The 12,628-nt window shown below is 70.5% G+C and carries 13 protein-coding genes; 1 reads left to right on the plus strand and 12 read right to left on the minus strand.

The genetic code is table 11. From position 1 onward, the window contains the following. Positions 1 to 8 precede the first annotated feature (8 nt). The 5 genes from FFT21_RS06085 to FFT21_RS06105 form a co-directional block, all read right to left on the minus strand. Positions 9 to 851 carry a carbohydrate ABC transporter permease gene (locus tag FFT21_RS06085; protein WP_137812781.1) on the minus strand — a complete coding sequence of 281 codons (843 nt, stop codon included), beginning with the start codon at positions 849 to 851 and terminating at the stop codon, positions 9 to 11. Further along, the gene (locus FFT21_RS06090; RefSeq protein ID WP_137812782.1) at positions 844 to 1,827 is read right to left on the minus strand and encodes a carbohydrate ABC transporter permease; all 984 of its coding nucleotides are present in this window, start codon (positions 1,825 to 1,827) and stop codon (positions 844 to 846) included. Before FFT21_RS06090 ends, FFT21_RS06085 begins: the two co-directional genes overlap by 8 nt. Beyond that, complete coding sequence (locus tag FFT21_RS06095) at positions 1,824 to 3,140, minus strand: ABC transporter substrate-binding protein (RefSeq protein WP_137812783.1); 1,317 nt, start codon at positions 3,138 to 3,140, stop codon at positions 1,824 to 1,826. Before FFT21_RS06095 ends, FFT21_RS06090 begins: the two co-directional genes overlap by 4 nt. Positions 3,141 to 3,275: 135 nt before the next feature. Continuing rightward, a complete protein-coding gene (locus tag FFT21_RS06100) occupies positions 3,276 to 4,298 on the minus strand; it encodes a LacI family DNA-binding transcriptional regulator (protein WP_225978125.1) in 1,023 nt (340 codons plus the stop codon). Positions 4,299 to 4,623: 325 nt separating this feature from the next. Continuing rightward, the gene (locus tag FFT21_RS06105) at positions 4,624 to 5,016 is read right to left on the minus strand and encodes a DUF2237 family protein (protein ID WP_137812785.1); all 393 of its coding nucleotides are present in this window, start codon (positions 5,014 to 5,016) and stop codon (positions 4,624 to 4,626) included. 133 nt (positions 5,017 to 5,149) lie between these two features. Between FFT21_RS06105 and FFT21_RS06110 the strand changes: the two genes are divergently transcribed. After that, entirely contained in the window at positions 5,150 to 5,734 is a 585-nt protein-coding gene (locus FFT21_RS06110; RefSeq protein WP_137812786.1) for a TetR/AcrR family transcriptional regulator, read from the plus strand. Between the two features lie 57 nt (positions 5,735 to 5,791). Here the strand turns inward: FFT21_RS06110 and FFT21_RS06115 are convergent, their stop codons facing one another. From FFT21_RS06115 to FFT21_RS06145, 7 genes are read right to left on the minus strand one after another with little or no spacing between them, the layout of a single operon-like run. Beyond that, complete coding sequence (locus FFT21_RS06115) at positions 5,792 to 6,511, minus strand: thioesterase II family protein (RefSeq protein ID WP_137812787.1); 720 nt, start codon at positions 6,509 to 6,511, stop codon at positions 5,792 to 5,794. Then, positions 6,508 to 7,437 (minus strand): DMT family transporter, encoded by a 930-nt coding sequence (locus tag FFT21_RS06120; RefSeq protein ID WP_137812788.1) that lies wholly within the window; start codon positions 7,435 to 7,437, stop codon positions 6,508 to 6,510. The genes FFT21_RS06115 and FFT21_RS06120 overlap by 4 nt, the downstream gene beginning before the upstream one ends. Positions 7,438 to 7,458: 21 nt before the next feature. After that, positions 7,459 to 8,457 (minus strand): TauD/TfdA family dioxygenase, encoded by a 999-nt coding sequence (locus FFT21_RS06125; RefSeq protein WP_137812789.1) that lies wholly within the window; start codon positions 8,455 to 8,457, stop codon positions 7,459 to 7,461. Between the two features lie 10 nt (positions 8,458 to 8,467). Next, on the minus strand, positions 8,468 to 8,734 hold the full coding sequence (locus tag FFT21_RS06130; protein WP_137812790.1) for a phosphopantetheine-binding protein: 267 nt from the start codon (positions 8,732 to 8,734) through the stop codon (positions 8,468 to 8,470). After that, a complete protein-coding gene (locus FFT21_RS06135) occupies positions 8,731 to 10,155 on the minus strand; it encodes an amino acid adenylation domain-containing protein (protein WP_137812791.1) in 1,425 nt (474 codons plus the stop codon). Before FFT21_RS06135 ends, FFT21_RS06130 begins: the two co-directional genes overlap by 4 nt. A 6-nt stretch (positions 10,156 to 10,161) precedes the next feature. Then, positions 10,162 to 11,367: an aminotransferase class V-fold PLP-dependent enzyme gene (locus FFT21_RS06140; protein WP_137812792.1), complete on the minus strand. Its 1,206-nt coding sequence runs from the start codon at positions 11,365 to 11,367 to the stop codon at positions 10,162 to 10,164. Then, complete coding sequence (locus FFT21_RS06145; RefSeq protein WP_137812793.1) at positions 11,364 to 12,485, minus strand: phenylacetate--CoA ligase family protein; 1,122 nt, start codon at positions 12,483 to 12,485, stop codon at positions 11,364 to 11,366. Before FFT21_RS06145 ends, FFT21_RS06140 begins: the two co-directional genes overlap by 4 nt. Positions 12,486 to 12,628 lie beyond the last annotated feature (143 nt).

A 12,628-nucleotide genomic window follows, 5' to 3' on the forward strand; every position in this document is an offset into this window, starting at 1 on the left:
CCGCCGGGTCAGGACTTCACCGCGCCGGCCGTCAGGCCCTGCACGAGCGCCTTCTGCAGCAGCAGGAAGCCGAGCACCACCGGCACGCTGACCACCAGCGACGCGGCCATCACCTGGTTCCAGTAGACGTTGGCCTGGGTCGCGTAGGCGCGCAGCCCGATCGCCAGGGTGCGGGTCTGCGGGCTGGTCAGCACCGACGCGAACAGCACCTCGCCCCAGGCGGTGATGAACGCGTACACCGCCACCGCGACCACGCCGGGCAGCGCGGCCGGCAGCACCACCCGGAACAGCGCGCCCAGCGGGCCGGTGCCGTCCACCATCGCCGCCTCGTCCAGGTCGCGCGGGATCGAGTCGAAGTAGCCGACCAGCAGCCAGATGGAGAACGGCAGCGCGAAGGTGAGGTAGGTGAGGACCAGCGCGGTGCGGCTGCCGAGCAGGGCCAGCCCGGTGGCCCGGTCCACATTGACGAAGATGAGGAACAGCGGCAGCAGGAACAGGATGCCCGGGAACATCTGGGTGGACAGCACCATCGTGAGGAAGCCGCCGCGGCCGCGGAACCGGTACCGGCTGAGCACGTATCCGGCGAGCACCGCGATCGCGATCGCGCACGCCGTCGCGCCGGACGCGACGATCGCACTGTTGACGAAGTAGCTGGCCAGCGGAACGGTCCGCCACATGTCCACGAACGGTGCGAAGGTGATCGTGGACGGGATCCAGGTGAACGGGCCCTGCATGTCGCGCAGCGGCTTCACCGAGGACGCCAGCATCACGTAGAGCGGCACGGCGGTGAACACGGTGAGCGCGACCAGCACCAGGCGGCGCAGCCACCGCACCCAGAGCGCATCAGACATCGCGGCGCCTCCGGTTGGTCAGCCACAGGTAGATCGCCGTCAGCCCGAGCAGGAACAGCAGCATCAGCACGGACATCGCCGAGCCGAGGCCGAAGTTCCAGGTGACGAAGGACGACTGGTAGATGTGCAGGGACAGCACGTCCGCCTCGGCCGGCGCGGACTGTCCGAACAGGATGTACGGTACGTTGAAGTCGTTGAACGTCCACAGGAACAGCACCAGCAGCAGCACCGCGTTCACCGGGCGCAGCATGGGCAGGGTGATGTCGCGCAGCCGACGGGACGGCCCGGCACCGTCCACCGCCGCCGCCTCGTACAACTCACCGGGGATGCTCTGCAGCCCGGCGGTGAGGGTGAGGAAGGCGAACGGCCACATCCGCCAGACCGACACCACCACCATGCTGGCGAAGCTGTTCGTGCCGACCAGCCAGAACGGCCGGGAGTGCACCAGCCCGAGGCCGGTGAGCACCGCGTTCACCAGGCCGGTGTCGCGTTGCAGCATGAAGCTCCAGGTGATCACGGAGGTGAACACCGGCAGCGCGAACGGCACCAGGAACAGGGTGCGCAGCACGCCGCGGCCGCGGAAGCGGTGCTGCAGCGCCACCGCGGCGGACAGGCCGAGCACCCAGGAACAGGCCACCACCAGCACGCTGAACGCCACGGTGATGCCCAGCGAGCGGAGCAGACCGGCCCCGACCGGCGAGTACGGGTCCGCGGCCACGGCGAAGTTGTCCAGCCCGACGAACGGCGCCCGGGTCCAGTTGCGCAGGGTGAACTGGTTGAGCCGGAGCAGGCTCATCCCGACGCCGACCGCCATCGGCACGATGTGGATGGCCAGTTCGGCGAGCAGCGCGGGCAGCAGGATGAGGTAGGGCAGCGCCTTCCGCGTGGGGCGGGGCAGGCCGGGGCCCGCCCGGCCGGTCCCCGGGCGGGCCGGCCCGGCGTCGCCGGCCCGTTCCGGGACGGTGAGGGTGCTCATCCGGAACTCTTCATCTGCTGGTTGGCCGCGGCCAGCTTGGCCTGGATCGCGGCGTCGTCCACCGGCTTGCCGCTGGCCGCGTCGGCGAGCAGGTCCTTCACCGCGGTGCCGACGAGGGTTTCGAACTGCGCCTCCTGCGGGATCATCGGCAGCGACTCGGAGGTGTTCGCCAGCACCGAGCGGAACGTCTGGATGTTCCGCGTGTGGAACCGCTGGTCGTCGTATGCCTGCGGGGTCACCGGCAGCGACCCGAACGCGGCGTTGAGGATCTTCTGCTCGTCCGGGCTGGTGAGGAACTCGACCAGGCGGAGCGCCCCGTCATGGTTTTTGGTGTTCGCGAAGACACCGAGGTTGATCCCGGCCACGTGGCTGTTCACCGGCTTGCCACCGGCCGGAAGCGGGTCGGGCAGCGGGATCGGCGCGATACCGTAGTCCTGTTCGGACATTCCATCGCTCTTCAGCCCGGCGGCCGCGTTGCTCTGAATCATCAGCATGGCCGCCCTGCCGGCGGCGAAGTCGCCGTAGAGCTGGGTGTCGTGCGCGTACTCGGCGTTGCCCGGGTTGACCACCTTCTGCTGGGACACCAGGTCCACGTACTGGCGGACGGCCGCGACCATCTGCGGCGAGTCGAACCGCGGGTCGCCGCCGTCGAACAGCGCGGCGCCGTGCTGCCGGCCGAAGACGAAGGCGAAGTGCGCGTTCTCGGTGTACTGGGCGCCCTCGATGGCCAACCCCCACTGCCCCCTGGCCGGGTCGGTCAGCTTCCTGGCGTCGTCCAGCAGTTCGGCCCAGGTGCGCGGCGGCGAGCCGATGCCGGCCTCGGCGAACCGCTTCTTGTTGTAGAACAGCCCGTACGCCAGCCCGTACAGCGGCACCGCGGCGGGCGGCTGCCCCGGCGCCCCGGTCGCCGTCATGCTGCTGGCCAGGAACCGGTCCCGGCCGCCCACCGCCTGCAGGGCCCTGTCGTCGAAGGGCAGAAAGGCGCCGGTGGCCTGCAGCGAGGCGGACCAGGTGTTGCCGATGTTGACCACGTCCGGCCCCTGACCGCTGGAGGTGGCCGCCAGGATGCGGTTCTGCAGGTCACTCCACGGGATCACTTCGAAGTTGACCTTGATGCCGGTGCGGTCGGAGAACTTCTGCAGCTCCGGGAGCAGCACAGACCGGTCGGCGTCCAGCGTGGGTCCCTGATTGCTGGCCCAGTAGGTGAGCGTGTTCGGCTGCGAGTTGTCCGCCCGCCCCGAGCCGCCGCAGCCGGTGACGCCCACGGCGATCAGCGTGCCGGCCAGCAGTGCGGTGATCCTTCGTGACCTCACGTTCGCTCCTCACGTCCGCGTGCCCGGCCTCCGCGTTGAGGCGCCGCCGGAGCCTGAGATGCGGGTCACATCGCATCCGATCAGTTAACCGGTTAAGTCGTCAAGAGTCAGCCGTTAACGGTTTGGTGAACCGGTTCAGCCCACGGCGCCGCACCGGCCGGTGGTGCCGCGGGGCACCAGGATCGGCGCGGCCGTCTCGACGTCCCGCGGCTCGCCGCCGGCCAGCAGGTCGAGCAGCAGCCGGACTGCCGCCGCGCCGTGCTCGGCGATGGGGCGGCGCACCGCGGTCAGCGGCGGGCGGACCAGCCGGCACAGCGCCGAGTCGTCCCAGGCCACCAGGGACACCTGGGCCGGAACCGCACGGCCCAGTTCCGCCGCGACGCCCAGCGCGGCGGCCGCCATCAGGTCGTTGTCGAAGACCAGCGCGGTCGGCGGCGCGCCGGACGCGAGCAGCCGGCGGGCCGCGCGGGCGCCGGCCTCGTCGGAGTAGTCGGTGTGCACGGTCCGGGTGTCCCGCAGGCCGAGCCGCCGCGCGGTGCGCTCGAAGGCCGCCGTGCGCGTGCCGGTGTGCACGAACTCCTCGGGGCCGGCGACCCGGGCGATCCGCCGGTGCCCCAGCGAGAACAGGTACTCCACGACCTCCTCGATCGCGGCTCCGTCGTCGCTCCACACGCACGGCAGCCCGCCGGTCCGCTCCGGCCCGCCGAGCAGCACCGCGGGCAGGCCCAGCTCGCCGACCAGGTCGATGCGCGGGTCGTCCATCCGGAGGTTCATCAGGATCACGCCATCCACCCGGCGCTCCGCCCACCAGCGGCGGTAGCAGGCCAGTTCGGCCTCCACCCCGTCCACCACCTTGAGCAGCAGCGCTCCGGACTCGCTGCCCTCGGTGGCCAGCACGCTCTCGATACCGGCGATCAGCTGCATGAAGTAGGGCTCGACGCCGAGCACCCGGGGCGGCCGGTTCAGCACCAGGCCGAGCGCGCCGGCGCGGCCGTCGGAGAGGGCGCGCGCCGCGCTGCTCGGCGCCCAGCCGAGCCGCTCGGCGATCTCCAGGATGCGCCGGCGCGTGGGTTCGGACACGCCAGGCCGGCCGTTGAGGGCGTAGGAGACGGCGCCCTTGGAGACACCGGCGGCCTGGGCGATGTCGTCGATGGTCACGCGCTTCACGGTGCTCCCCGGAGCTGCTGAACCGGTTTTGCCCTCGAACCTACCTCGTCACGATAGGCGGCGCGGCGCCCTCAGTGCTTGTTCCTGAACGCGCGCCGCGATCGCGTCGCCGGGGGTGCGATCGGGACCCGGCACTCCGGTCGCGCCTGACCAGGCGCTCCGCCCCCGCGATCGCGGAGCTTCGCCCCGGCGCGTTCCCATCCGCGTCATCGCAGGGTCGGTCCGGTCCCGGTACAGACTGCCAGGGGATCAGCGGCCGGCGGCGGGCACCCGAGGAGCCCGAGTCGGCGGTGCCGCTCGGGGAGCCGAGGGGCGTTCAGCCGAGCGCGCTCGGGTCGGCGGGCACGTCCACCGAGTGCTCCCGCAGCATCTCCAGCGGGATCACCTCCAGGGCCCGCTCGTGGGTCGCGGCGAGCACCACCGGCGCCGCCACGCCGGCCTCGTAGGACTCCCGCCACCGGGAGGCACACACGCACCACCGGTCACCCGGGCGCAGGCCCGCGAAGCCGAGTTCCGGCCGCGGGGTGGACAGGTCGTTGCCGATCTTCCGCTGATGCTCGAGGAACTCGGCGGTGACCACCGCGCACACGGTGTGGCTGCCGAGATCCTCGTCGCCGGTGTTGCAGCATCCGTCGCGGTAGAACCCGGTCAGCGGCTCGGTGCCACAGACCTCCAGCTCTCCGCCGAGCACGTTGCGTGGGTTCGTCATGCCCCCAGCGTGCCACCTTCCCCAGCGCCCGTACCCGACGAATCACGCCGGATCGCCAGGGTGTCGCGCGGTGCACGCCGGCGCCGTTGGTTAGCATCGCGCGCCGTCGTCGGCCCGGGAGGCAGGTGTGCACGTGACGGAACGAGCGAACCCACGCCGCAGGGACGCCGCGGCCACCCGGGAGGCGCTGCTGACCGCCGCGCGGGAGTTGTTCGCCACCCGGGGGTTCGACCGGACGACCGTGCGCGACATCGCCGCGGCGGCCGGGGTCAACCAGGCCCTGCTGTTCCGGTACTTCGGCTCCAAGGAGGAGTTGCTCGGCGCCGCGCTGGCCGGGCGGGGGCGGGCGCTGCTCGAGGAGTCGTCCGCCGAGCGGTTGCTGGCCGACCTGCTGCGGCAGATGTTCGCCGAGGAACCCCGGGCGGCGGGCGGCAGCCTGCTGATGCTCGCGCTCAGCGGTCCGCAGCCGGGCGCGGCGGCGGAGATCCTCAGCCGTGAGGTGTCCGATCCGTACGCGCGGGCGTTGGCCTCGCTCACCGACGCCGAGGACGCGGAACTGCGCGCGGAACTGGTGCTGGCCTGGGTGCTCGGTCTGGCGCTGAGCCGGGTGGTCCGCCCGGAAGGGCCGCTGGTGCGCGCCGAGCCGGGCGAGGCCATCCGGCTGGTGCTGGGCGCGGTGTCCACCCTGCTGGAGCGCACCGAGGTCCCGGAAGCCTGACCCCGACGCCGGAGTGCCGCCCGGGGAAGCGGCACTCCGGCGTACACCGCGGCGCCGTCACGCCGGCGCCGCATCGCGCCGCCGTTCCACCGCCATGCGCAACATGTCGAGGACGAAGGCGGCGTGATCCCAGAGAAACCAGTGACCACCGGCGCACAGGTGCAGCCAGCTGTCCGGGGAACCGTGGTCGAGCCAGCCGGCGAGTTCCTGCGGCGCGGCAAGAGGGTCGGACGCGCCGCCGAACGCCACGACCGGATAGCTCATCGGCGGGCGCGGCACGTATCGGTGGCCGGTGCCGAGGCCGATGTCGTGCCGGAGCCGTTCGCAGACGATGTCGACGAATTCCGGGTCGTCCGCGGCCTGCGCGAGTTCGCCGCCGCATGACCGGAGGTAGCGGGCCACGCTGTCCGGCTGGTCGGGATCGGCGGCGGGCCGGGCGCCGCACTGGGGCGGCACCCGGCCGGACACGCCGAGCGCGGACGGCTGGCGGACGCGCCGTTCGCGGAGTGCCCCGGCCACTTCGAACGCGACGAGGGCTCCCATGCTGTGCCCGAACAGCCCGTAGCGGTCGACCGGGCGCTCGGCGAGGTCGGCGGCGATCTCGTCGCCCAGATCCCGCGCAAGCCGCTCGAGCCCACCGTCGGCGGCGTAGCGGGCCGGATCCCAGCCGAGAACCGTCGCGTCGAGTTCGCCGTCGGCGCCCCGGGTGAGCCGTTCGTAGCACCGCGGGCCGCCGCCGGCGTACGGCATCAGATACCACCGCGTTCCCGCCGTCACGCCAGCTCTTCCTGGTTGACGGCGGTGCCGGCGGGCCGGCGGCGCAGTGCCCTGCGGAGGTGCTTTCCGCCCAGGACGAACGCGTTCGCCGCGAGGACGAGAAGCACGCCCAGCACCGCCAGCGGCGACCAGGTGTAGTGCTCGAAGATGGTGGAGAGGGTCAGCGAGACCAGCGGGAACGCCACGGTGGCATAGGCGGCGCGGTCCGGGCCGATGCGGCCGAGCAGGGTCAGGTAGGCGACGAACGCGATGGCGGAGCCGAAGACGGCCAGGTAGAACAGGCCGGCCAGGTACCGGGGCGACCACTCGACGCTGAAGTTCGCACCGATGGCCAGGCAGCCCAGCGTGGTGAACAGCGCCCCGTAACCCATGCTCCACGCGGTGCCCTGCACCACGGGCAGGCCGACGGCCTGGTTCTTCGAGGACATGATGTTGCCGAAGGAGAACAGGAGTGTCGCGCCGAGGCCGAGGAGTACACCGAGGACGACGTCCCGCGCGTGGCTGGTGCTCATCACCTCTCGGCCGAAGATCATGGACAGGCCGACGACGCCGGCGAGCGCCGCCAGGATCACCTCGACGGACACCGGTCTTTTCAGGAAGATTCGCCCGTTGACGATGTTGAAGGCGACCGAAAGGCAGAAAATGATCGAAACGAGCCCGGAAACCAGGTACTTGGAGCAGTAGTAGAAAAGGACGTAGTTCGTGGAGTACATGAGCAGGCCCACGGCGGCGAACCGCAGGTGTTCCGAGGGTCTGAACCGCATGGGAAGGCGCCGCGCCCGGACCCAGATGAACAGGCACAGCGCGGCGAGAATGTAACGATAGGCGACCGATACCGCCGGGTCGACGCTACCCAACTGGAGCTTGATACCGATCCAGGTGGTCCCCCAGAGCAGAACCACCAATCCGTACAGCAACAGGTTCACGTGTCAACCTATCTTTCGTTTCTATCGGAGCGGCGCCGGTTCGGGGGTTTCGACCAGGCGAGCGTCGCTGAGCGCTCGTCCGTCGGCGGTATCGGTCATCGTCACCAGGATCCTGCGGTCGCCGCGGTAGGGCCGGCGGCCATGGGCCGCGGCCACGTTGTCCACCACCAACACGTCGCCGTGGCGATAGGGCTCGGCCACGGTGGCCGCATCGTACACCCTCCGTATCTCCTCGATCACATCACGTGGCACCTCCTCTCCGTTGCCGTGGAAGGTGTGGTACGGCAGGCTGTCCTCGCCGAGTTCCTCCGCGAACTCCTGGAGCTCAGGCTCGAGATTCCACCGGTTGAAGAACACGCCGTGGTTGAACCAGCTCGGCACGCCGGTGTCCGGATGCCGCATCGTGGCCCACCGCCGGTAGCGCACCGTGAGCCGGTCGCCGTGCCACCGGGCACTCATGTTGTTGGCGGCGCAGTACCGGTCGAGTTCGGCCACGTCGCGGACGCCGAACACGGAGCGCCAGTCGAAACCGATGCCCTCCCCGAAGGTGCGCTGGTAGATCCATCCCTCGCGCTCGAAGCGGTCCCGGATCTCGGCGGGGAGTTCCCGGTACACCGTTCTGGTGTCACATACCGGGGTCTCGCCGCCCTGCTCGGCCGGAATGTCACACCAGAAGTACAGGTAGCGCGGCCAGGTCAGGACGTGGGAACTCTCGTTGTGCACGAAGATCGACCGGTCCGCCGGGTACTCGGTGGAGGTGAAGACCGAACCGGCGACGTGCGACCGCGGCGTGGCCTTCTCCTTGTACTCGGACCATTCGCCACCGCTGAGCGCCCGGACGACCTCCTGGAAGGCGCCGGCCGACTCGATCGGGAACCCGCGCAGGAGGACCGCGCCGTGCCGGTGTAGCGCCTCCCGTAACGCCGCAGCGTGGGCTTTCGCCCAACCCGCCGGGTCGGAAACCGACTTCGCGTGCACGAACAGGGGGAACTCGCCGTAGCTGGAGCAGTTCTCGAACATCGTTCTCCTTCTAGTTTCGGGTCGCCTCGACGCTTTCCTGCTCCGCGGCGAGGACGGCGAGAGCCGCCACGTAGTCACCGAAGCGGGGGTTGCGGAACAGCGTCCGCAGCGGAATCTTGAAACCGAGCTTCTCTCTCAGCTGCACGGTGGCCTGTAAGCCGAGTAACGAGTTCCCACCGAGGTCGCGGAAGAAATGGTGGTCGGTGGCCGGTGCCTCGCACTGCAGCACCTCCTGCCATACCGTGGAGACCAACGTGGTGGGTGCCTGTTCGTTCACTGAGCCGCCTTTCTGCGCATCGCGAGTCTGGCCCGCATCCGGTCGATCTTTCCGCTCGCCAGCCGTGGAATCGTCGGGACGACGTGGATCCGCCGCGGCATCGCCGGACCCTCGAGATGGTCGGCGAGGTGGGCACGCAGGCCGGCAGGGTCGAGGTCGGGAGTCCGCGCCTCGACGAGAAGGTCGATCGCATGCCCGCCGTCCTCGTCCACCACCGCGATCGCGACCCGCACCCCGGCGTGGCCGGTGGCGAGAGCTTCGATCTGGGCCAGCTCCACCCGGACACCGCCGATCTTCACCTGGTCGTCGGTACGACCGCGGAACACGAGGTTTCCCTCGGCGTCCACGGTGACCATGTCCCCGGTGCGGAACCAGCGCAGCGGTGAGTCCGGCAGCGTGGTGAACCTCGCCGTCGCGGGATGGTCGGGAGCCAGGTAACCCAGGGCGAGGCCGGCGCCGGCGATCAGCAGCTCGTCCTCGACGATTCGGCACTCGGTGTTGTCGATGGGTCTGCCGATGGGCACCGCGGCCGCATCGGTGACTCCGGTGACCGGGTGATGCGTGGAGTCGACACAGGTCTCGGCCGGCCCGTACTGGTTGACCAGCATCGCCGGAGTGCTCGCCCGCACCCGGGCCGCCAGCGCGCCGGTGAGCTGCTCGCCGCCGGCGTAGAGCAGCCGCAGACTCGGCCAGGACGCCAGCAGACCCGCGGCGTGCACCGTCGCCAGCACGGACGGCACGAAGTGGGCCACGGTCGCCCGATGCGCGATGCCGAACTCCACGGCCTCTTCGATGTCGGTGTACGGCTCGTCCGGCACCAGCAGCAGGGTGGCTCCGTGGGTCAGGCTCGCCGCCGCTTCCCAGATCGAGAAGTCGAAGGTCGGCGCGGTGTGCTGGAGAATGCGGTCGGCGGGCCGCAGCGGGTACTGCCGCTGGCTCCAGTCGACCCGGTTGGCAAGCGCGGACGTGGGAAGCGCCACGCCCTTCGGCGCTCCGGTCGACCCCGAGGTGAACACGACGTAGGCCGCCTCGCCCGGCGCCCAGGCCAGCCGGGGTCCGCGCGGGGCGCCGCCGACGGCACCGGCGCCCGCCGCGCCCACCAGCACGGCACGCCCGGCGAGCTGGTCCAGGATCTCCCTGCGCCGTCCCGGCGGCTCGTGCGCGCGCAGTGGCACGTAGGCGAGGCCCACGCGCCAGCCGGCGAGCATGGCCGCAAGGTGCCGGGCGGACCGCCCGGCCTCGACGACGAGGCAGTCGTGGGCGGGCTGCCGGCTGGCCTCGATCGTCCTGGTGAGCTCGTCGACGAGGAGCCGCAGCCGCCGGTAGGTGATCTCCTCGCCGTCGGCCGTCACCGCCGCCGGCTGGTGCGGCCGGTCCCGCGCCGCCGCCTCGAACCGCCGGTACAGGAATGCGGTGTCCATCCGCGGTCACCCGCGCCGCAGGACGTGGTAGACGCTGTCCAGCGCGCGGAAGGTGGCGCCGATCTCCTCCTCGGTGTTGTAGATGTACGGAGCGATCCGGATGGCCGCGGGGTGGCCGTAGCGCTGGAAGTACGGCTGGGAGCAGAAGAACCCCGACCGGCACATGACCCCGTAGGAGTCACTGAGGCACCGGGCGATCTCGCTCGGCTCGTCGACGCCGGCGACGACGACGCTGACGATCGCCGCGCGGTTCTCGGCGGAGTAGCCGCCGAGAACCGTGAGATAGGGCCGTGCCTCGGCCTCGGACAGCGCGGCCTTCAGCATCCGCTCGTCGTGGTCGCGCAGCGCCTCGGCGCCGATCCCGTCGAGATAGCGCAACGCGGCGCCCAGCCCGTACACCCCGCCGATGTTCGGTGTACCCGGCTCGAACCGGTACGGCGCGCGGCGGATCCGGAACTCGGTGTCCACCACCCAGTCGACGGTGCCGCCACCCAGCATCGGCGGGACGTTCATCGCGTCGATCAGCCGGTCGCTGAGGTAGAGCACCCCGATACCGGTCGGGCCGAGCATCTTGTGCGCCGAGAAGGCCACCGCGTCCATCTCGGGGAGCACGCGCAGCGGCCGGTGTGGCGCGAACTGCGCGGCGTCGACGACGGTGTACGCGCCCGCCCGCTGCGCCATCGGCACGAGACGCTCGAGATCGGCACAGTGGCCGGTGACGTTCGAGCAGGCGGTGAACACCATCACCGCCGGCCGGCGGTCCAGCACCCGGACGAAGTCGTCCCCACGCATCTGCCCGTCTCCCGCGTCGATCCACGCGATCCGGCAGCGGCTGCGCCACGGGAGTTGCGCCGAGTGGTGCGAGTCGACCGGCATCCCGACCACGTCGTCCGGCCGGACCGGCAGGCCGGACGCGACGAGGTTCAACCCGGCCGTGGTGTTGGTGGTGAACACGATGTTTCGGGGCGCCACCCCCAGGTGGGCGGCAACCTGGGCGCGCACTCGCTCGTACTCCTCGGAGGCTTCCTCGGAGAGGATGTGCTTGCCCCGGTGGATGTTCGCCGACACCTCGGAGTAGTAGCCGGCGACCGCGTCGATGACCGAGGCGGGCTTCAGTGTCGTCGCCGCGTTGTCGAGGTAGATGATCTGTCCGGTGTCGACCTTTCGGCGCAGCACGGGAAAGTCGGCCCGTACGTCGGTGACCGTTCTCATCGCCTGGTCTCCCCCTTCCCGGCCGGCCCGCCGCAGTAGGCGAACTTTCCGGATCTCTCCGCTTCGATGTGCGTCACCACGGATGCGCGAACCTCGCCGGCGGTGGGCAGCACCTCACGCAGGCGCTCCTCGACCAGCCTGGTCACCTTCGCGTGGTCGCAGTCGTGCAGCATCAGCCGGCACCGCACCGCCTGCTCGCTCAACTGGTCGACCCGGTAGAACCGGATTTCCTCGATCTCGCCGATGGCCTGGTCGACCATTCTCGCGGTCACCCGGGCGGATCCGTCGCGCACGCACGCCGACGTCCGTCCGTGGTGCACGACCACCGGACCCGGGCTCCCGCACGGGCAGGCATCGGCGACAACCTCGACGAGGTCGCCGGTGCGGTACCGGATGTGCGGCGAGAGCACGTCACCGAGGCTGGTGACCACCAGTTCCCGGATCTCGTCGTCCGCGGTGGGAAGGAACTCGAAGTAGAAGCACTCGGTGTTGAGGTGGCGGGCACCGTACCCGCACTCCATGCCCAGCCACCCGAACTCCGACATCGACAGGACCTCGGCGACCGGAACGTCGTCGCCGAACACGCTCCCGATGGCGCGCATCGCCGGCCGGGCGCACATCGAGTACGTCAGGATGACCGCGGCGCCGGGAATGTGCGTGATGCCGCGCTCGGCCAGTGCCTCGCACAGGAACGCGAGGTGTGTCGGGTCCATGTACAGCCACGCAGGCTGGTACGCCTCGAGTTCCTCGATGATCTGGTCCACCATGGACGGCGGCGTGGCCAGGACGTCGTGCGCCACCGGGAGGACCAGGGTGCCGTCCGGTAGCACGCGGTCGTTCATCGTGGTGAACGGGGTGGCGCACTCGACGTCCGAACAGTTCGGCGCGGCGAGCCGGGCGACCCGCTTGTTGTGGCTGCCGACCACGTTGCGTCGAATCCCGTCGTTCATGGCGACCGTGCTCAGCATCCGTTCGGCCAGCACGTCCCGGTGCACCACCGTGATCAGCCGCTCGCCGGTGGTCCCAGAGCTGCGACTGGTGAACACGAGATCGGGGTTGAGTGACTCGTCCGGATTGACGACCTGGGCGGGAAACCCGCGCCGGTAGTCAGCCTTCACCGTGAAGGGCAGGCGACGGAACCATCTTTCGTCGGGTGGCCCGGCGGGGCGTAACTCGGATCTGTCGAAAAGCTCCCGGAAAAACGGAATGTGTTCGTAGGCATATGCGGCTTCCTCGCAGGCCGCGGCAAGACCCATTGTTC

This window comes from Gandjariella thermophila, from assembly GCF_005405885.1.
GTDB lineage: Bacteria > Actinomycetota > Actinomycetes > Mycobacteriales > Pseudonocardiaceae > Gandjariella > Gandjariella thermophila.

What these genes read in the sequence shown, in the direction of transcription:
- FFT21_RS06085 (WP_137812781.1), bottom strand. Translation starts at nt 851, where the DNA reads ATGTCTGATGCGCTCTGGGTGCGGTGGCTGCGCCGCCTGGTGCTGGTC.
- FFT21_RS06090 (WP_137812782.1), bottom strand. Translation starts at nt 1,827, where the DNA reads ATGAGCACCCTCACCGTCCCGGAACGGGCCGGCGACGCCGGGCCGGCC.
- FFT21_RS06105 (WP_137812785.1), bottom strand. Translation starts at nt 5,016, where the DNA reads ATGACGAACCCACGCAACGTGCTCGGCGGAGAGCTGGAGGTCTGTGGC.
- FFT21_RS06125 (WP_137812789.1), bottom strand. Translation starts at nt 8,457, where the DNA reads ATGTTCGAGAACTGCTCCAGCTACGGCGAGTTCCCCCTGTTCGTGCAC.
- FFT21_RS06135 (WP_137812791.1), bottom strand. Translation starts at nt 10,155, where the DNA reads ATGGACACCGCATTCCTGTACCGGCGGTTCGAGGCGGCGGCGCGGGAC.
- FFT21_RS06140 (WP_137812792.1), bottom strand. Translation starts at nt 11,367, where the DNA reads ATGAGAACGGTCACCGACGTACGGGCCGACTTTCCCGTGCTGCGCCGA.